The 18,709-nt window shown below is 67.8% G+C and carries 18 protein-coding genes; 10 read left to right on the plus strand and 8 right to left on the minus strand.

Features of this window, described 5'->3' with window-relative positions; all coding sequences use genetic code 11:
* Positions 1 to 378: 378 nt before the first annotated feature.
* Positions 379 to 1,848 carry a glucose-6-phosphate dehydrogenase gene (gene zwf, locus CHC02_RS23590; protein WP_167364857.1) on the minus strand — a complete coding sequence of 490 codons (1,470 nt, stop codon included), beginning with the start codon at positions 1,846 to 1,848 and terminating at the stop codon, positions 379 to 381.
* Between the two features lie 107 nt (positions 1,849 to 1,955).
* Between zwf and hexR the strand changes: the two genes are divergently transcribed.
* Positions 1,956 to 2,843: a transcriptional regulator HexR gene (gene hexR / locus CHC02_RS23595; protein ID WP_089393839.1), complete on the plus strand. Its 888-nt coding sequence runs from the start codon at positions 1,956 to 1,958 to the stop codon at positions 2,841 to 2,843.
* Positions 2,844 to 2,853: 10 nt separating this feature from the next.
* Here hexR and CHC02_RS23600 read toward each other — a convergent pair whose 3' ends face one another.
* Positions 2,854 to 3,627 (minus strand): IclR family transcriptional regulator, encoded by a 774-nt coding sequence (locus CHC02_RS23600; protein ID WP_089393840.1) that lies wholly within the window; start codon positions 3,625 to 3,627, stop codon positions 2,854 to 2,856.
* Positions 3,628 to 3,773: 146 nt separating this feature from the next.
* Between CHC02_RS23600 and CHC02_RS23605 the strand changes: the two genes are divergently transcribed.
* The 5 genes from CHC02_RS23605 (at position 3,774) to CHC02_RS23625 (ending at position 7,593) form a co-directional block, all read left to right on the plus strand.
* Entirely contained in the window at positions 3,774 to 4,526 is a 753-nt protein-coding gene (locus CHC02_RS23605) for an ABC transporter substrate-binding protein (protein WP_089393841.1), read from the plus strand.
* A 55-nt stretch (positions 4,527 to 4,581) separates the two neighbouring features.
* The gene (locus tag CHC02_RS23610) at positions 4,582 to 5,238 is read left to right on the plus strand and encodes an amino acid ABC transporter permease (protein WP_074978297.1); all 657 of its coding nucleotides are present in this window, start codon (positions 4,582 to 4,584) and stop codon (positions 5,236 to 5,238) included.
* A complete protein-coding gene (locus CHC02_RS23615) occupies positions 5,235 to 5,978 on the plus strand; it encodes an amino acid ABC transporter ATP-binding protein (RefSeq protein WP_089393842.1) in 744 nt (247 codons plus the stop codon). The genes CHC02_RS23610 and CHC02_RS23615 overlap by 4 nt, the downstream gene beginning before the upstream one ends.
* Positions 5,975 to 7,258, plus strand: a complete 1,284-nt coding sequence (locus CHC02_RS23620) for an NAD(P)/FAD-dependent oxidoreductase (protein WP_089393843.1) — start codon at positions 5,975 to 5,977, stop codon at positions 7,256 to 7,258. The genes CHC02_RS23615 and CHC02_RS23620 overlap by 4 nt, the downstream gene beginning before the upstream one ends.
* A 122-nt stretch (positions 7,259 to 7,380) precedes the next feature.
* The gene (locus CHC02_RS23625) at positions 7,381 to 7,593 is read left to right on the plus strand and encodes a PA3496 family putative envelope integrity protein (protein ID WP_089393844.1); all 213 of its coding nucleotides are present in this window, start codon (positions 7,381 to 7,383) and stop codon (positions 7,591 to 7,593) included.
* On the opposite strand, the gene CHC02_RS23630 is transcribed toward CHC02_RS23625, so the two are convergent.
* On the minus strand, positions 7,547 to 8,482 hold the full coding sequence (locus tag CHC02_RS23630; RefSeq protein WP_089393845.1) for a LysR family transcriptional regulator: 936 nt from the start codon (positions 8,480 to 8,482) through the stop codon (positions 7,547 to 7,549). The two genes, CHC02_RS23625 and CHC02_RS23630, sit on opposite strands and share 47 nt — an antisense overlap.
* Before the next feature lie 236 nt (positions 8,483 to 8,718).
* Between CHC02_RS23630 and CHC02_RS23635 the strand changes: the two genes are divergently transcribed.
* The 4 genes from CHC02_RS23635 (at position 8,719) to CHC02_RS23650 (ending at position 13,210) form a co-directional block, all read left to right on the plus strand.
* Positions 8,719 to 10,134, plus strand: coding sequence for an acetyl-CoA carboxylase biotin carboxylase subunit (locus tag CHC02_RS23635; RefSeq protein WP_089393846.1), 1,416 nt, complete (start codon positions 8,719 to 8,721; stop codon positions 10,132 to 10,134).
* 62 nt (positions 10,135 to 10,196) lie between these two features.
* The gene (oadA, locus tag CHC02_RS23640; RefSeq protein WP_089393847.1) at positions 10,197 to 12,005 is read left to right on the plus strand and encodes a sodium-extruding oxaloacetate decarboxylase subunit alpha; all 1,809 of its coding nucleotides are present in this window, start codon (positions 10,197 to 10,199) and stop codon (positions 12,003 to 12,005) included.
* A gap of 188 nt (positions 12,006 to 12,193) precedes the next feature.
* Positions 12,194 to 12,817, plus strand: coding sequence for a c-type cytochrome (locus CHC02_RS23645; RefSeq protein WP_089393848.1), 624 nt, complete (start codon positions 12,194 to 12,196; stop codon positions 12,815 to 12,817).
* Between the two features lie 54 nt (positions 12,818 to 12,871).
* Positions 12,872 to 13,210: a zinc ribbon domain-containing protein YjdM gene (locus CHC02_RS23650; RefSeq protein ID WP_089393849.1), complete on the plus strand. Its 339-nt coding sequence runs from the start codon at positions 12,872 to 12,874 to the stop codon at positions 13,208 to 13,210.
* Between the two features lie 178 nt (positions 13,211 to 13,388).
* On the opposite strand, the gene CHC02_RS23655 is transcribed toward CHC02_RS23650, so the two are convergent.
* The 5 genes from CHC02_RS23655 to tfpB all read right to left on the minus strand — a co-directional run bounded on the left by CHC02_RS23655 (position 13,389) and on the right by tfpB (position 18,673).
* Complete coding sequence (locus CHC02_RS23655) at positions 13,389 to 13,907, minus strand: nucleoside 2-deoxyribosyltransferase (RefSeq protein WP_089393850.1); 519 nt, start codon at positions 13,905 to 13,907, stop codon at positions 13,389 to 13,391.
* A gap of 2 nt (positions 13,908 to 13,909) precedes the next feature.
* A complete protein-coding gene (locus tag CHC02_RS23660) occupies positions 13,910 to 14,995 on the minus strand; it encodes a calcium:cation antiporter (RefSeq protein ID WP_089393851.1) in 1,086 nt (361 codons plus the stop codon).
* 378 nt (positions 14,996 to 15,373) lie between these two features.
* Positions 15,374 to 15,820: an NfeD family protein gene (locus CHC02_RS23665; protein WP_089393852.1), complete on the minus strand. Its 447-nt coding sequence runs from the start codon at positions 15,818 to 15,820 to the stop codon at positions 15,374 to 15,376.
* A gap of 4 nt (positions 15,821 to 15,824) precedes the next feature.
* Positions 15,825 to 16,763 (minus strand): SPFH domain-containing protein, encoded by a 939-nt coding sequence (locus CHC02_RS23670; RefSeq protein WP_089393853.1) that lies wholly within the window; start codon positions 16,761 to 16,763, stop codon positions 15,825 to 15,827.
* Between the two features lie 125 nt (positions 16,764 to 16,888).
* Complete coding sequence (gene tfpB / locus CHC02_RS23675) at positions 16,889 to 18,673, minus strand: type IV pilus assembly ATPase TfpB (RefSeq protein ID WP_089393854.1); 1,785 nt, start codon at positions 18,671 to 18,673, stop codon at positions 16,889 to 16,891.
* Between the last annotated feature and the right edge of the window lie 36 nt (positions 18,674 to 18,709).

Consider the following 18,709-nt stretch of genomic DNA (forward strand, 5'->3'; position numbering starts at 1 on the left):
GATCAGGCGCACATGAGCGGATTTTCATCAGGGCTCGGGAGCGGATGTATCGCTCCATGAAGCCGGATATACGGCAGCAGTCGTACCCAAGTTCGAAAAAGCACGTCGGTCGCTGGCAAAACGGGAGGAGTCCATATACGGATTTTCATCAGGGCTCGGGAGCGGATGTATCGCTCCATGAAGCCGGATATACGGCAGCAGTCGTACCCAAGTTCGAAAAAGCACGTCGGTCGCTGGCAAAACGGGAGGAGTCCATATACGGATAACGCCTACGGTCCCGGGCACCGGTGCTCCGGCCGGCGGCGGATAACCGCGAACGGTTATTCGCCCTACGGTCGGGCACGGCGTAGGAGAGACTTCATCGGCGATTCGCGGGCATCACTCCAGCCACCGCCGCCCCTGCAGCTCCAGCAGCATCTGCGCCTGTTCCGGCCCGTTGCTGCCGGCGGGGTAGGGCCGTGGGCGCTGGTAGTGCTCCTGCCAGCCGGCGATGATCGGGTCGATCCAGCGCCAGGCCGCCTCCACCTCGTCGCGGCGCATGAACAGCGTCGAGTCGCCCTGGATCACGTCCAGCAGCAGGCGCTCGTAGGCGTCCCAGCGGCGCTTGCCGGGGCTGGCCGCCTGGGCCAGGTTGAGGTCCAGCTCGGCCGGTTCCAGGCGCATGCCCTTGCCGGGAGTCTTGGTCATCAGCTGCAGGCTGATGCGTTCCTCCGGCTGCAACCTTATCCACAGGCGGTTGGCCGGGCCGCTGCCGTCGCCGATCAGGGCGTGGGGCACCGGCTTGAACTGGATGACGATCTCCGAGCACTTCTTCGCCATGCGCTTGCCGGTGCGCAGGTAGAAGGGCACGCCGGCCCAGCGCCAGTTGTCGATCTCGGCGCGCAGGGCGACGAAGGTCTCGGTGTCGCTGTCGTTGTCCACGTTCTTCTCGAACCAGTAGGCCGGCACCTCCTGGCCGCCGATCCGCCCGGCGCCGTACTGGCCGCGCACGGTGCGGTCCTGCACGTCGAGGCCGCCGATCGGGCGCAGGGCCTGGAGGATCTTCAGCTTCTCGTCGCGCACCGACTCGGCGTCGAAGTGCACCGGCACCTCCATGGCCACCAGGCACAGCAGCTGCAGCAGGTGGTTCTGCACCATGTCGCGCATGGCCCCGGCGTGGTCGTAGTAGGCGCCGCGGTTCTCCACGCCGAGGGTCTCGTTGACGCTGATCTGCACGTGGTCGACGTAGGCGCTGCGCCACAGCGGCTCGAACAGGGTGTTGGCGAAGCGCAGGGCCAGCAGGTTCTGCACCGTCTCCTTGCCCAGGTAGTGGTCGATGCGGAACACCCGCGACTCGTCGAACACCTGGCCGATGGCCTGGTTGATCGCCCGCGCCGACTCCAGGGAGTGGCCCAGCGGCTTCTCCAGCACGATGCGCGTGTTGGGCCCGGCCAGGCCTGCGACCTTGAGGTTCTGCGCGATGGGCGCGAAGAGGTCCGGGGCGGTGGCCAGGTAGTGCACCAGCACGCGCTCGTGGCCGAACTTCAGGCGCTGGCGCAGGCGGCTGAAATCGGCGCTCTGGGAGGCGTCCATGGCCAGGTAGTCCAGGCGCGTGGCGAAGCTCTGCCAGTCGGCGACGCTGAAGTCGGCCCGCGCCACCTGCGCCCGGCAATGCCGTTCGGCCAGCGCCAGGTAGGCCTCCTGCGAGCGCTGGCTGCGGGCCAGGGCGAGGATGCGGGTGTCGGCCGGCAGGCGCTCCTCGCGGTGCAGGTGGTAGAGCGCCGGCAGCAGCTTGTGCAGGGCCAGGTCGCCGGTGCCGCCGAACACCAGGATGTCGCAGGAAAGGGGAAATGCGGAAGTTTCGGACATCATCGGGTACTGCTCCACCACTTATTGCCTGGGCGTGACCGCCTGACTTGTAGTATAACTACAAGCAGACTACATCCCATCCGCCGATCATAGCCGAGTCCAGCCCAGTGAACCTGTTGCAGCACATTGCCCAGTCGCGTCATCTGCTTCGCAAGTCGGAACTGAAGGTCGCCGATCACGTGATGCAGGACCCCGCCTCGGTCATGCACAGCTCCATGGCCGACCTCGCCCACGGGGTGGGCGTCAGCGAGCCGACCATCGTGCGCTTCTGCCGCGCCATCGGCTGCAGCGGCTTCCAGGACCTGAAGCTGAAACTGGCGCAGAGCCTGGCCGCCGGCGCCAGCTTCGGCCAGTTCGCGATCAACGAGAACGACTCGGTCACCGACTTCAGCCTGAAGATCTTCGACACCACCCTGCATTCGCTGATGGAGGTGCGCGAGAACCTCGACACCCACGCCCTGGAACGCGCCATCGCCGCCATCGCCCACGCCCAGCGCGTGGAGTTCTACGGTTTCGGCGCCTCCGGCGCGGTGGCCGCGGACGCCCAGCACAAGTTCTTCCGCCTGCTGCTGTCGGCGGCGGCCTATTCCGACCCGCACATGCAGGCGATGTCGGCGGTAACCCTGAAGCCCAGCGACGTGGCCATCTGCATCTCGCAGTCCGGCCGCTCCAAGGACCTGCTGGTGACCGCCAACCTGGTCCGCGAGGCCGGCGCCACCCTGATCACCCTGTGCCCCAGCCAGACGCCCCTGGCCGACCTGGCCACGGTGAACCTGGCGGTGGACGTGCACGAGGACACCGACATCTACACCCCGCTGACCTCGCGCATCGCCCACCTGGTGGTGATCGACGTGCTGGCCATGGGCGTGGCCATGGCCCGCGGCCCGGACCTGGTCAACCACCTCAAGAGCGTCAAGCGCAGCCTGCGCAGCCTGCGCCTATCGCCCAAGGTGGTGAAGAGCCACGAGGAGCCGCGCCCGGAAGAGGCTTCCTGAGGCACTTGTCTCAGAGCGCCCGGATCGAGGTGCGGATCGCCCGCGCGCACTCGATCACCGCCGGTGCCAGCTTGCGCTCGGCATCTTCCCGGCTCCAGCGGCTGGTCGGCGCCACCACGTGGACGGCGGCCACCGGTTGGCCGCGGCTGTCGAGGATGGGCGCGGCGATGCTCATGTCGCCCAGGAACATCTCTTCCGCGTTCACCGCATAGCCCTTGCTGCGCGCCGTGCGCACGGTCTCGAGGATCGCCTCGATGTCGGTCAGGGTGTTCTGCGTCAGGCGCTGCGGCTCGCTGCGCTGCAGCATTTCCACGACTGCCCGGTCGTCCAGGCCGCTGAGGTAGGCGCGACCGCAACCGGTGCAGTACATCGGGATGCGGCTGCCGATGGGCATGTGGATGGGAATGAACTTGGGCGCGACGAAGCGCGCCACGTAGACCATGTCCAGGCCGTCGGGCTCGGTGAGGTTGGTGGTTTCCCCGGTGATCTGCGATAGCTCGGCCAGGAAGGGGTTGGCCACGTCCACCAGGGTGTCCGCGGCCAGGTAGTTGTAGCCGATCTCCATGACCTTCGGCGTCAGCTGGAAGCGCCGCGTCTGCTCGTGCTTGCGCAGGTAGCCCAGCGCTTCGAGGGTGTGCACCATGCGCTGCGCCGAACTCTTGTTGATCCCCGCTGCCTCGGCCACTTCCGCCAGGCTCATGGTGCGCCGGCGCGCATCGAAGGCGCGTAGCACCGCCAGGCCCTTCTCCAGCGACTGATTGAACAGCAGGCTCCCTTCAGACATTTTTGTCTTCTCCGTATCGATATTCGATACTTATAAATCTCTTTGCGATTTTTGTAAATTGAATATATCGTCCGAATCGCCTCCTGCCGATTCAGAGGTACCCACACGCACAACCACAACAATGAGCGTCCACTGGGAGACCCACCATGCATCAGAGCATCCGTGCCTTCGTCCTCGCCTGCGCCGCCTCGGTGCTGTTCGCCGGCCCAGCCGCGGCCGAGACCCTCAAGGTCGGCGCCACCTCCACCGGCGTCCCCTTCACCTTCCTCGACATCCAGAGCCAGCGCATCCAGGGGATGATGGTCGACACCGTGGAAGCGGTGGGCAAGGCTGCCGGCTTCGACACGCAGATCCAGCAGACCAACTTCGCCGCGCTGATCCCCTCGCTGACCTCCGGGAAGATCGACCTGATCTCCGCGGCCATGCTCAAGACGCCGCCGCGGGAAAAGGTCGTGCAGTTCTCCGACCCGGTGTTCTCCTATGGCGAGGGCCTGGTGGTGCGCGCCGACGACAGCGGCGCCTATACCCGCATGGACGACTTCAAGGGCGAGGTGGTTGGTGCCCAGGTCGGCACCGTGTTCCTGGACGAGCTGAACAAACGCGGCATCTTCAAGGAAGTGCGCGGCTACGACTCCATCAACGACCTGCTCCGAGACCTGGCCCTGGGCCGCATCAAGGCGGCCTTCGCCGACCAGCCGGTGCTGGCCTACCAACTGGCCAGGGGCGGCCAGTCCAAGGTGCGCCTGGTCCGCGACTACCAGCCGGTGATCCACGGCGACGTCAGCCTGGTGCTGCGCAAGGACGACCCGGCGCTGCTGCAGCGCGTCAACCAGGGCATCGCCAGCATCCGCGCCGACGGCACCCTGCAGCGCATCCGCGCCAAGTGGAACCTCGACTGATCCGTCGCCGCCCGCGCCCGTGGGCGGCGCCTTCGCGCTCTACCAGGTAATCGCCATGTTTCTTCAGAACGCCATGGATTTCCTGCCCATTCTGCTCAAGGGGGCGGTGATCACCCTGCAGGTCACGGCGGCGTCCTTCCTGCTCAGTTCGCTGATCGGCCTGGCCCTGGCGCTGATGATGGTCTCCCGCTACCGCGCCCTGGCGCTGGCCGGCACTACCGTCGTCAACGTCATCCGCGGCCTGCCGATCATCGTCCAGCTGTTCTACATCTATTTCGTCCTGCCGGATTTCGGCGTCCAGCTCAGCGCCTTCCAGGCCGGGGTTATCGGCCTGGGCATCGCCTACTCGGCGTACCAGGCGGAGAACTTCCGCGCCGGCATCCAGGCCATCCACCAGGGCCAGATCGAGGCCGCCGAGTCCCTCGGCATGCGCGGCGCCATGGTGATGCGCCGGGTGGTGCTGCCGCAGGCCTTCCGCATCGCCCTGCCGCCCTACGGCAACACCCTGGTGATGATGCTCAAGGACTCCTCGCTGGTCTCCACCATCACGGTCGCGGAGATGACCCGCGCCGGCCAGCTGATCGCCTCCTCGACCTTCGAGAACATGACCGTCTACACCCTGGTGGCGCTGCTCTACCTGGCCATGAGCCTGCCGCTGTCGTTCGCCCTGCGCCGCCTCGAGGCGCGTATCGGCCGGAGGAGCAAGCGATGATCCGCATCCGTGACCTGCACAAGAGCTACGGCGACGTGGCGGTGCTCGAAGGCATCGACCTGAGCGTCGACAGCGGCGAGGTGGTGTGCCTGATCGGCCCGTCCGGTTCCGGCAAGTCCACGCTGCTGCGCTGCATCAACGGCCTGGAGGACTACCAGGGCGGCGAGGTGCTGGTGTCCGGCGCCAAGGTCGACCGGCATGCCGGCAGCATCCATGCCATCCGTACCCAGGTGGCCATGGTGTTCCAGCGCTTCAACCTGTTCCCCCACCGCAACGTGCTGGAGAACGTGATGGAAGGCCCGGTCTACGTGAAGAAAGAGCCGGTTCGCGAGGTGCGCGAGCGGGCCCTGGCGCTGCTCGACAAGGTCGGCCTGGCGCACCGCGTCGAGGCCTACCCCGACGAACTCTCCGGCGGCCAGCAGCAACGCGTGGCCATCGCCCGCGCGCTGGCGATGCAGCCCAAGGCGATTCTCTTCGACGAGCCGACCTCGGCGCTCGACCCCGAACTGGTTGGCGAGGTACTGGGCGTGATGCGCCGCCTGGCCGACGAGGGCATGACCATGATCGTGGTCACCCACGAGATGGGCTTCGCCCGCGAAGTGGCGGACAAGGTGTGCTTCCTGCACAGCGGCCGTATCGTCGAGGAAGGGCCGCCGCAACAGGTATTGGGGGCGCCGCAGCATCAGCGCACCCGGGACTTCCTCAGGCGCTTGCTGGAACCGTCGGGGGTACAGGCATGAGCGTCGTGCCACGCCACCTGCCGCAGTCCCTGTGGGCAGCCAGCGCCACGCCGGCGCAAGCGACGCCGCCCCTGCAGGGCGAGCTGGAGACGGATGTCGCCATCGTTGGGGCCGGCTTCACCGGCCTTTCCACCGCCCTGCACCTGGCGGAGCTGGGCATCCGCGCCTGCGTGCTGGATGCCGGCGAGCCGGGCTGGGGCGCCTCGGGGCGCAACGGCGGCCAGGTCATCCCGGGGCTGAAGTTCGACCCGGAGCAATTGCTGGCGAAATTCGGTGAGCAGGGGGAATACCTGTGCGAAGTGGCGGGAAACGCCGCCGACGAGGTGTTCAGCCTGATCCAGCGCCACGGTATCGACTGCGATGCCACTCGCAAGGGCTGGATCCAGCCGGCGGCATCCCCGGCGGCATTGCGTGGCATCGAGCAGCGCGCCGAACAATGGCGCCGGCGAGGCGTGCCCGTGGAGCTGCTGGACCGCGAGGCGGTGGCCCGGCGCATCGGCAACGACCATTATCTCGGCGCCTGGGTCGATCCGCGCGCCGGCAGCGTGCAGCCGCTGAGCTACGTGCGCGGCCTGGTGCGCGCCGCGCTGGCCGCCGGGGCGCGGGTGCACGGCCACAGCCCGGTGCTGAGCCTGCGGCGCCAGGCCGGGCGCTGGCAGCTGGCGTTGGCCGGCGGTGCGCGGGTTCGGGCGGAAAAGGTGCTGCTGGCGACCAACGGCTACACCGATGGCCTGTGGCCGGGCCTGCGCCGCACCTTGATCGCGGCGAACAGCTTCATCATCGCTACCCGGCCGCTGTCGCCGCAACTGGCGGCGAGCGTGCTGCCTGGCGGCGAAGTCTGCTCGGATGCCCGGCGCCTGCTGCTCTACTTCAAGCGTGATGCCCAGGGCCGCCTGTTGCTGGGCGGGCGAGGACCGTTCGGCGAACCCTCCGGCGACGGCGACTGGAACCATCTGCAGCGATCCCTGGCGCAGCTTTATCCACAGCTGGCCGGGGTGCCCATCGAGTACCGCTGGAGTGGCCGGGTGGCGCTGACCCAGGATTTCCTGCCGCACCTGCACGAACCGGCGCCGGGGTTGTCGACGCTGCTGGGCTACAACGGCCGCGGCGTGGCCATGGCCACCACGCTGGGCCGGCATATGGCGCTGCGCCTGGCCGGGCGCGGCGAGCGCTTCCCGCTGCCGCCGGCACCGCTGAAACCGATCCCGCTGCATGGCCTGCAGCGGCTCTACCTGGGGGCGGCCATCACCTGGTACCGCTGCCTGGATGCGTTGTTCTGAGGGATGCCCGGAGGGCGCCGACCGCCCGTCGGCGTCACCGCGGCTTCACTGCCGCGCCCTCAAACTGTCATCCGTCGTCAGCATGCTGGCGTCTCCAGCCCTTCGGCCTTGGGAGATGCGAGATGCCACGCCATATCGACGACACCCAGCACCTGGACAGCAGGACCCGCCGCAAGCTCGAGGACCAGCGCCGCATGCAGTTCCGCCGGGCCATCGAGGAGCGCCTCGAAGCGCAACGCCTGGACCGCGAGATGTCCGATTATCCCGACCTGATCGCCGCCAACTACCTCAGTTCTGCGCGGGCGTCGGCGAAAAGCGCTCGGCCAGCTGGCTGATCAGCGCGCGCTCCTCGCGGATGAACGCGACGAACGCCTGGGCCACCGGGCTCAGGCGCTTGCCGCGGGCGTGCACCAGGCACCAGCTGCGGTAGAGCGGCAGTTCCTCCACCGGCAGTTCGCGCAGCAGCCCGGCGCGCAGTTCGCGGCTCACCGCGTGGCGCGGCAGCAGGGCCAGGCCGAGGCCGGCCAGCACCCCTTCCCGCGAGCCCTCCAGCGAGGCGAATTCCAGCGTCTGCGGGAAGTGCGCGCGCTTCTGCTGGAAGTGTTCCTCGCAGGCCTTGCGGGTGCCCGAGCCAGGCTCGCGGATCAGTAGCGGCCAGGATTCCAGGTCCTTCAGCGACAGTTTGGCGGCGCTGCACAGCGGGTGCTCGGGCGGCGCCACCGCGACTATCGGGTTGTTCAGGAAGGGCAGGAACTCCAGGGCCATGTCCTGGGGCACCAGGGACATGATCACCAGGTCGTCGCGGTTGTCCGACAGGCGCTTGATCACCTGGGCGCGGTTGACCACCGTGAGGTGCAGGCTGACGTCCGGGTGCTGGGCCTGGAAGGCGGCGAACAGGTGCGGGGTGATGTACTTGGCGCTGGACTCCACCGCCAGGCGCAGCTGGCCCTGCAGCGAGCCCTTGAGGTCGGACAGCTGCATGTCCAGCACCTCCAGGCGCTGGAAGATGTCCGTGCTGGCGCGCAGCAGGGCGTCGGCGGCGTCGGTCTGGTAGAGCTTCTTGCCGATGTACTCGAACAACGGCTGGCCGACCAGTTCCTCCAGCTGGCGGATCTGCAGGCTGACCGCCGGCTGGGTCAGCGCCATTTCCTCCGCGGCGCGGCTGTAGGAACGGCTCTCGCACACCGCGCGGAATACCTGCAGCTGGCGAAGTGTCATTCGCATCAAGGACTTACGCATTCGGACGGCTCCCGAACGGGGTGATTGCGTTCGACTATAAGATAAAAATTATGGCTATCCCAATAAATATTGATTTTGGGTAATCCTCGATCCCGCGTAGGGTAAAAAAACGCCGGAACCCTGCTCCGGCACGTGCCGAGCCGACGCGGACCGAACACCGCGGCGGATTGCCGATTGGTTCAAGTGCCGGGTCCATCAGCCCCGGTCGAGGGAAACCGCAAGTGATCAAGAAAATCCTGATCGCCAACCGTGGGGAGATCGCTGTCCGCATCGTGCGTGCCTGCGCCGAGATGGGCATCCGTTCGGTGGCCGTCTACTCCGATGCCGACCGTCACGCCCTGCACGTGAAGCGCGCCGACGAGGCGCACAGCATCGGCGCCGACCCGCTGGCCGGCTACCTCAACCCGCGCGCCCTGGTGAACCTGGCGGTGGAGACCGGCTGCGACGCCCTGCACCCGGGCTACGGCTTCCTCTCCGAGAACGCGGAGCTTGCGGACATCTGCGCCGAGCGCGGGATCAAGTTCATCGGCCCGTCGGCGGAAGTGATCCGCCGCATGGGCGACAAGACTGAGGCGCGGCGCAGCATGATGGCGGCCGGCGTACCCTGCACCCCGGGCACCGAAGGCAACGTCGCCGACCTCGCCGAAGCGCTGCGCGAAGGCGAGCGCATCGGCTACCCGGTGATGCTCAAGGCCACCTCCGGCGGCGGCGGCCGCGGCATCCGCCGCTGCAACAGCCGCGAGGAACTGGAGCAGAATTTCCCCCGCGTCATCTCCGAGGCCACCAAGGCCTTCGGCAGCGCCGAGGTGTTCCTCGAGAAGTGCATCGTCAACCCGAAGCACATCGAGGCCCAGGTGCTGGCCGACGCCTTCGGCAACACCGTGCACCTGTTCGAGCGCGACTGCTCGATCCAGCGCCGCAACCAGAAGCTCATCGAGATCGCCCCCAGCCCGCAGCTGACCCCCGAGCAGCGCGCCTACATCGGCGACCTCGCCGTGCGCGCGGCCAGGGCCGTGGGCTACGAGAACGCCGGCACCGTGGAGTTCCTGCTCGCCGATGGCGAGGTGTACTTCATGGAGATGAACACCCGGGTGCAGGTGGAGCACACCATCACCGAGGAAATCACCGGCATCGACATCGTCCGCGAGCAGATCCGCATCGCCTCCGGCCTGCCGCTCTCGGTCAAGCAGGAAGACATCCAGCACCGCGGCTATGCCCTGCAGTTCCGCATCAACGCCGAGGACCCGAAGAACAACTTCCTGCCCTCCTTCGGCAAGATCACCCGCTACTACGCCCCCGGCGGCCCCGGCGTGCGCACCGACACGGCGATCTACACCGGCTACACCATCCCGCCGTACTACGACTCCATGTGCCTGAAGCTGATCGTCTGGGCACTGACCTGGGAAGAGGCCCTGGACCGCGGCCTGCGAGCCCTGGACGACATGCGCGTGCAAGGCGTGAAGACCACTGCGCCCTACTACCAGGAAATCCTCAAGGATCCGGAATTCCGCAGCGCCGAGTTCAACACCAGCTTCGTGGAAAGCCACCCGGAGCTGACCCAGTACTCGATCAAGCGCAACCCGTCGCACCTGGCCATCGCCATCGCCACCGCCATCGCCGCCCACGCGGGCCTTTGAGGCTTCAGGCTGCAGGCTACAAGCTACAAGCGGCAGGCTGCAGCGGAGAGGAGAATTACGAGATGAGCAAGAAAATCAGCGTCACCGATACCATCCTGCGCGATGCGCACCAGTCCCTGCTGGCCACCCGCATGCGCACCGAGGACATGCTCCCGATCTGCGACAAGCTCGACAAGGTCGGCTACTGGTCGCTGGAAGTCTGGGGCGGCGCCACCTTCGACGCCTGTGTGCGCTTCCTCAAGGAAGACCCGTGGGAGCGCCTGCGCAAGCTCAAGGCCGCGCTGCCCAACACCCGCCTGCAGATGCTCCTGCGCGGGCAGAACCTGCTGGGCTACCGCCACTACAGCGACGACGTGGTGCGCGCCTTCGTCGCCAAGGCCGCGGTCAACGGCATCGACGTGTTCCGCATCTTCGACGCGATGAACGACGTGCGTAACCTGCGCGTCTCCATCGAGGCGGTGAAGGCCGCCGGCAAGCACGCCCAGGGCACCATCTGCTACACCACCAGCCCGGTGCACACCATCGACGCCTTCGTCGCCCAGGCCAAGGCCATGGCGGCCATGGGCGTGGACTCCATCGCCATCAAGGACATGGCCGGCCTGCTGACCCCCTACGCCACCGGCGACCTGGTCAAGGCCCTGAAGGACGCCCTGCCGCTGGAAGTGGTGGTGCACTCCCACGACACCGCCGGCGTGGCCAGCATGTGCCAGCTCAAGGCCGTGGAGAATGGCGCCGACCGCATCGACACCGCCATCTCCAGCATGGCCTGGGGCACCAGCCACCCGGGCACCGAGTCGATGGTCGCGGCGCTGCGCAACACCCCCTACGACACCGGCCTGGACCTGGAGCTGATCCAGGAGGTCGGCATGTACTTCCACGCCGTGCGCAAGAAGTACCACCAGTTCGAGAGCGAATTCACCGGCGTGGACACCCGCGTGCAGGTCAACCAGGTGCCCGGCGGCATGATCTCCAACCTGGCCAACCAACTGAAGGAGCAGGGCGCCCTCAACCGCATGGCCGAGGTGCTCGAGGAAATCCCGCGGGTGCGCGAGGACCTGGGCTTCCCGCCCCTGGTCACCCCCACCTCGCAGATCGTCGGCACCCAGGCGTTCTTCAACGTGCTGGCCGGCGAGCGCTACAAGACCATCACCAACGAGGTGAAGCTGTACCTGCAGGGCCGCTACGGCAAGGCGCCGGGCCAGATCAACGAGCAGCTGCGGCGCCAGGCCATCGGCAACGAGGAAGTCATCGACGTGCGCCCGGCCGACCTGATCAAGCCCGAGCTGGACAAGCTGCGCGGCGAGATCGGCGCCCTGGCCCGCTCCGAGGAGGACGTGCTGACCTTCGCCATGTTCCCGGACATCGGCCGCAAGTTCCTCGAGGAGCGCGAGGCCGGCACCCTGAAGCCCGAGGAACTGCTGCCGATCCCCACCGGCAACGGCGTGGCCGCGGCCGGCGGCGAAGGCGTGCCGACCGAGTTCGTGGTCGACGTGCACGGCGAGAGCTACCGCGTGGACATCACCGGCGTCGGCGTGAAGACCGACGGCAAGCGCCACTTCTACCTGTCCATCGACGGCATGCCGGAAGAAGTGGTGTTCGAGCCGCTCAACGAGTTCATCGGCGGCGGCGGCAACAAGCGCAAGCACGCCAGCGCGCCGGGCGACGTCAGCACCACCATGCCGGGCAACATCGTCGACGTGCTGGTGAAGGAAGGCGACAGCGTGAAGGCCGGCCAGGCCGTGCTGATCACCGAGGCCATGAAGATGGAAACCGAGGTGCAGGCGCCCATCGCCGGCACCGTCAAGGCGATCCACGTAGCCAAGGGTGACCGCGTCAACCCGGGCGAGGTGCTGATCGAGATTGAAGGCTGACCGACGGACAGACGGGTCTCAAGGTTCAGTCCCCGGGGGAGCACGATGCTCCCCCTTTTTTATGCCTTTGCGAAAACCGTCACCTTCCGGCGCGGCCGGGGCGCCGCTTCATTGACCTGCATCCAGGCCCCGCGCCGCGCGCACGCCTATAAACGGCAAGCCGCAGGCCGAGTTCGGGGGAGGAGGCGATGCGTTTCGCGATTGCTCTGTTGTTGACCGTCAGCTGTACCGCCCTGGGCGACGAGGCCGCCCAGGCGCGCTTCGACGCCATCATGGCCGACCCCGCCCTGCGCGAGCAGGCCTACGCCGCCGGCCACGAGCGCATCGTGCTGTGCCGCAACTGCCACGGCGACGACGGCAACAGCCGGCGCGACTACATCCCGAACCTGGCCGCGCAGGCGCCGGGCTACCTGTTCACCGCCTTCGAGCGCTACGCCAGCGGGCAGCGCACCGACTTCGTGATGAACCAGGCCGCGAAGATGCTGAGCCTCGACGAGCGGGTGAACATCGCCGTGTACTACAGCCAGCAGCCGGTGCTGCCGCGCGAGGGCGCGGTGGACGAGGCGCTGCGCGCCAGGGGCGAGGCCCTGTTCGGGCGGGTCTGCGTGGCCTGCCATGGCCCGCAGGGGCTGGGGCAGCCGGGTGTCCCGCGCATCGCCGGGCAGCCGGCGGCCTACCTGCAGCGCACGCTGGAGGCCTACCGCGACAAGGACCCGCGCCGCGCCGGCTCGACCATGCTGGCGGTGGCGACGCAGCTGCAGGCCGGGGATATCGAGGCGCTGGCGGCCTACGTGCAGCAATTGCACCCCTGAAATGGGCAAAGCCTTATATAATGCACGGTCTTTTCCCTGCCAGTGATAGCGACCATGAGCCTGCCACCCTGCCCGAAATGCAATTCCGAATACACCTACGAGGACGGCGCGCTGCTGGTCTGCCCGGAATGCGCCCATGAATGGTCGGCCGATGCCGCCGCCGAAGGCGAGGGCGACGCCAAGGTGATCAAGGACGCCGTCGGCAACGTGCTGCAGGACGGCGACACCGTCAGCGTGATCAAGGACCTCAAGGTCAAGGGCTCGTCCCTGGTGGTCAAGGTCGGCACCAAGGTGAAGAACATCCGCCTGGTGGAGGGCGACCACGACATCGACTGCAAGATCGACGGCATCGGCGCCATGAAGCTGAAGTCGGAGTTCGTGAAGAAGGTCTGAGCCGCTCGGGCTTCTCTTCTTCTTTTGTAGGAGCGGATTCATCCGCGATCGCCGTGCCTGGGCCCGGCCCATCGCGGACGGAGTCCGCTCCAACCCCGCCACCGCTGTCCCACCTGTAGGAGCGCGCCCTGCGCGCGATTCGCGGGCAGGGCCCGCTCCTACAGGGGCGCGGCTACGGTCATTCCGCCGGCTGCAGGTCCTGGCGTAGCAGCTCCAAGGCTTCGCGCGGGCCGCCGGAGACGATCTGGGTGGGCACCGCCAGCATCAGGTTCAGCGGCAGGCCGAAGGCTTCCAGGACGTTGCCGTCGCGGTCGCGGCCGGGTTGCTCGCCCAGCCATTCCGGGTACTTGCGGCGCATGCGCTCGACGTAGCTGCCGGCGTCCGGCAGGTAGCCGTACAGCGGCTTGCCCAGGGCCGCGGCGTAGCCGACCTCGAAGCAGGTGCCGCTGTCCGGTTCGCTGCCGCGGAAGGACGCCAGGTTGGCCAGCACCACGTCGGCCTCGGCGAGCATCCGCAGGTTGGCGCGGTACAGCCAGATCGCCTGCTGGTGCGGCTCCGCGATCGCCTCCGGCAGCCGGTTGTCCAGCGGAAACAGCCCTTCGAAGCCGTATTCCGCGCACAGCGCCTTGAGCCGTTCGCCGTACGCGGCGGCGTCGGGGCGGAACACGTCGGGGCCGGCGAGGTAGATCTTCAGCATGCTTACAAACCCATGAGCGACAGCATCAGGAAGGTGGCGAAGAGCACGAAGTGGGTCATGCCCTCGATGGCGTTGGTCTTGCCATCGTGCAGGTTGAACCCGGCCACCACCAGGGTGATGAACATCATCCCGGTCTGCAGCGGGGTCATGGCCATCTGGAACGGCTGGCCCTTGAACAGCGCCAGGGCCTCGATCACCGGCACGGTGAGGATCACCGTGGACAGCGAGGCGCCGAGGGCGATGTTGACCACCGGCTGCATGCGGTTGGCCAGGGCGGCGCGCAGCGCGGTGAGGATCTCGGGGCTGGCGGAGATGGCCGCCACCAGCAGCGCCGGCACGATCGCCGGTACGCCGCTGCCTTCCAGGCTGACGTCCAGGGCCTTGGACATCACCTCGGCCAGGGCGCCGATCAGCACCACGCCGGCCACCAGCAGGGCGATGGAGCCGCGGGTGCCGCCGTGTTCCTCGTCGGCCTCGTGGGGCTGCTGCTTGCGCACCGCGTAGTTGTAGCTGAAGAAGTAGCTGTGCTGGCCGGTCTGCATGCGCAGGAACAGGGCGTAGAGCATCAGCATGCAGCCGATGGTGAACAGCGAGTAGAGCTTCCACTGCGCGGCCGGGATCAGCTCGGGGATGACCATGGAGATGCCCACCGCGGTGAGGATCATGGTCACGTAGGTCTTGCCCGAGTCGTCGTTGTACGACTGCTCGCCGTGCTTCAGGCCGCCGAGCAGTGCGGCCAGGCCGAGGATGCCGTTCATGTCCAGCATCACCGCGGCGTAGATGGTGTCGCGGGCCAGGGTGGGCGAATGGTTGTGGCCCATCATGATGGCCAGGATGACCACCTCCACCAGCACCGCGGCGAGGGTCAGGATCATGGTGCCGTAGGGCTCGCCGACCTTCTCCGCGAGTACCTCGGCATGGTGCGCCACGCGCAGCGAGACGCTGATGATCGAGGCCAGCAGCACGCTGGCGGCCACCCCGGCCACGGCCTTGCCGCCAGCCAGCAGGCTGTGCTCCAGGGCGTAGGCCAGCACGGCCAGGAGCAGGGCGAGGAGGAGGAATTTCTCGTCTTTGAGCAGGCGCAGCATTCGAGGGGGATGTCCGTTCCGTGGGGTCGAGGCGCCCATCTTAGGCCCTGCCCGGGGCCTTGCCCACCGTCGGCGGGAACGTAGGAGCGGGCCCTGCCCGCGATTCGCGCGCAGGGCGCGCTCCTACAGGTGGAGCCGGAGGTGGGCATGGCGTAGGCGCGGATTTCATCCGCGATTCGCGCCGGCTATCGCGGACAAGGTCCGCGTCCGTGCTCGACCGTAGGGCGAATAACCGTTCGCGGTTATCCGCCGTTGGCCGGAACGCCGGTGCCTGACGGCCGCGGCGGATAACGCCGTAGGCGTTATGCGCCCTACGGGTTGGAAAGAGGCGGCGCAGCCTGCAAGACAGTTGCTCCTACAGGGGCGTGAGGCGTCAGCTCAGGCCGGCTCCACCAGCAGCACGGCGCCGTCCTGCCCGGTGACCTTCACCTGGGCGCCGGCCGGCAGGTCCGGGCCGCTGACCAGCCACAGGCTGTCGCCGACGCGGATCTTGCCGCGGCCGCCGATGATGGCGTCGTGCAGGGCGAACTGCCGGCCGACCAGCTCGCTGCCGCGGCGGTTCAGGCCGCTGGCGGCTTCGCCGGCGCCCGGGCGGTGCTGGTAGCGCCACCAGAACGCCGCGGTGAGCAGCGCCAGGATGCCGAAGGCGAGGAACTGCCAGGTCCAGGCCAGGGCCGGGGCGAAGAAGGCCAGCACGCCGGTGGCCGCCGCGGCGATGCCGACCCACAGCAGGTAGCCGCCGGCGCCGAACACCTCGAGGATCAGCAGCAGGGTGCCGAAGGCCAGCCAGTCCCAGAAGCTCAGGTGTTGCAGGTAGTCCCACATGGCCTCAGCCCCGGCCCTTGGCGCCCGGGGCGCCGTCGCCGAAGGTGGCCCTGACGATCTCGCCGATGCCGCCCACCGCGCCTATCACCTGGCTGGCCTCCAGGGGCATCAGCACGATCTTGCTGTTGTTCGAGGCGGCCAGCTGGCCGAGGGCGTCGACGTATTTCTGCGCGACGAAGTAGTTCACCGCCTGCACGTTGCCGCTGGCGATGGCCTCGGAGACCACCTGGGTCGCCCGCGCCTCGGCCTCGGCCTGGCGCTCGCGGGCCTCGGCCTCGAGGAAGGCGGCCTGGCGCTGGCCCTCGGCCTTGAGGATCTGCGCCTGCTTCTCGCCCTCGGCGGTGAGGATTTCCGCGGCGCGCTTGCCCTCGGCGTCGAGGATCTGCGCGCGCTTCAGGCGCTCGGCCTTCATCTGGCTGGCCATCGCCTCCACCAGGTCGGCCGGCGGGCTGATGTCCTTGATCTCGATGCGGGTGACCTTCAGGCCCCAGGGCGCGGTGGCCTCGTCGACGGTGCGCAGCAGGCGCTCGTTGATGGCGTCGCGCTGGCTGAGCATGTGGTCCAGCTCCATGGAGCCGAGCACGGTGCGGATGTTGGTCATCACCAGGTTGCGGATGGCGTTCTCCAGGCCGCTGACCTCGTAGGCCGCGCGGGCCGCGTCGACCACCTGGTAGAAGCACACCGCGTCGATCTGCACGATGGCGTTGTCGGCGCTGATGGCTTCCTGCGGGGGGATGTCCAGCACCCGCTCCATCATGTTGATCTTCTGTCCGACGCGGTCCATCACCGGGACGATGATGTTCAGCCCCGGCTTGAGGGTGCCGGTGTAGCGGCCGAAGCGCTCCACCGTCCACTCGTTGCCTTGGGGGACCACCTTGAAGCCCATGAAGACGATCGCCAGCGCGAGGATGACGAAGAGAATCAGGACACTGCCGGTTTCCATCTGGTGCACTCCTTGGTCGGTTGGGACTTCCTGCATGGCGCCCCGGCCCGCGAGGGGGTGGGGCAGCGGGAAAACCTAACGCTTTCCCGTGTCATCCCGCGAGCCCCATCGGGCTCGGAGATTTCCTATTTCTGTTCGCTCTGCGGCGTCACCCGCAGCACTTCCTCGATGGTGGTCAGGCCCGCGGCGACCTTCTGCGCGCCGGACAGGCGCAGGCTGCGCATGCCTTCCTTGAAGGCGTGGCGGCGCAGCGGGATGAGGTCGGTGTCGGGGGTGATCTGTTCCTTCAGGCTGTCGGTCAGCAGCATGATCTCGTAGACGCCGGCGCGGCCGCGGTAGCCGGTGTCGCGGCACTCCAGGCAGCCCACCGCCTGCTGCGCGCCGGTGGGCAGCGGGGCGTTCCAGGGCCGCGTCAGCTCCTGCCAGTCGTTTTCCTCCAGCTCCAGCGGCGCCTTGCAGTGCGGGCACAGGGTGCGCACCAGGCGCTGGGCCATGACGCCGAGCACGGTGGCGCGGATCAGGTAGTAGGGCACGCCCAGTTCCAGCAGGCGGGTGATGGCCGTGGGGGCGTCGTTGGTGTGCAGGGTGGAGAGCACCAGGTGCCCGGTCAGCGCCGCCTGGATGGCCATCTCGGCGGTCTCCAGGTCGCGGATCTCGCCGACCATGATGATGTCCGGGTCCTGCCGCAGCAGGGCGCGCACGCCGCTGGCGAAGGTCAGCTCGATGTTGTGCTGCACCTGCATCTGGTTGAACGAGGGCTCGATCATCTCGATCGGGTCCTCGATGGTGCAGACGTTCACCTCGTCCGTGGCCAGCTGCTTGAGCGTGGTGTAGAGGGTGGTGGTCTTGCCCGAGCCGGTGGGGCCGGTGACCAGGATGATGCCGTTGGGCTGGTTGGTCATGCTCTGCCAGCGGCGCAGGTCCTCGGGGGAGAAGCCCAGCTGGTCGAAGCTCTTGAGCAGCACCTCGGGGTCGAAGATCCGCATCACCATCTTCTCGCCGAAGGCGGTGGGCAGGGTCGACAGGCGCAGCTCCACCTCGGCGCCGTCCGGGGTCTTGGTCTTCACCCGGCCGTCCTGGGGCTTGCGCTTCTCGGCGACGTTCATCCGCCCCAGCGACTTCAGGCGGCTGACCACCGCCATGGTGACCTGCGGCGGGAACTGGTAGACGTTGTGCAGCACGCCGTCGATGCGGAAGCGCACCGTGCCCTGCTCGCGCCGCGGCTCGATGTGGATGTCGCTGGCGCGCTGCTGGAAGGCGTACTGGAACAGCCAGTCGACGATGGTGACGATGTGCGCGTCGTTGGCGTCCGGCTCCTGGTCGCTGGCGCCCAGGTTGAGCAACTGCTCGAAGTTGCCCACGCCGCTGATCTTCATGTCCTGGGCGGAGGCGCCGCTGACCGACTTGGCCAGGCGGTAGAACTCGGTGGTGAAGCGCTGGATGTCCAGCGGGTTGCACACCACGCGCTTGATCGGGCGCTTGAGCACGTGGGTCAGGTTGCTTTCCCAGCTGTGCACGAAGGGCTGGGCGCTGGCGATGGTGACGCTGTCCGGAGCCACCGCCACGGCGAGGATCTTGTGGCGCTGGGCGAAGGCGTAGGACATCAGCGGGGTGACCGCGGCGACGTCGATCTTTAGCGGGTCGATGCGCAGGTAGGGCTGGCCGGAATACTCGGCCAGCCAGTGCACCAGGGTGTCGAGGTCCAGGTGGCGGCCGGGGTGGCGCAGGTCCGGCACCTGCTGGGCGGCGAGGAATTCCAGGGGGTGCTGCTGGTTCTTCACCGCGCTGCGGCGGATCGCCAGGCACTGCTCGGCGTCGCTCTGCGCGACGCGGCCCTGGGCGACCAGCTCGTGGAGGACATCGGCCAGGTCGAGCCAGCGATCCTGGGCGGGCGAAGCGAAGACGGACATTCGGACTCCCGTTGGTCGTAGCTGCAAGCTGCAAGC

The organism is Pseudomonas delhiensis, assembly GCF_900187975.1.
In the GTDB taxonomy this organism is placed as follows: domain Bacteria; phylum Pseudomonadota; class Gammaproteobacteria; order Pseudomonadales; family Pseudomonadaceae; genus Pseudomonas; species Pseudomonas delhiensis.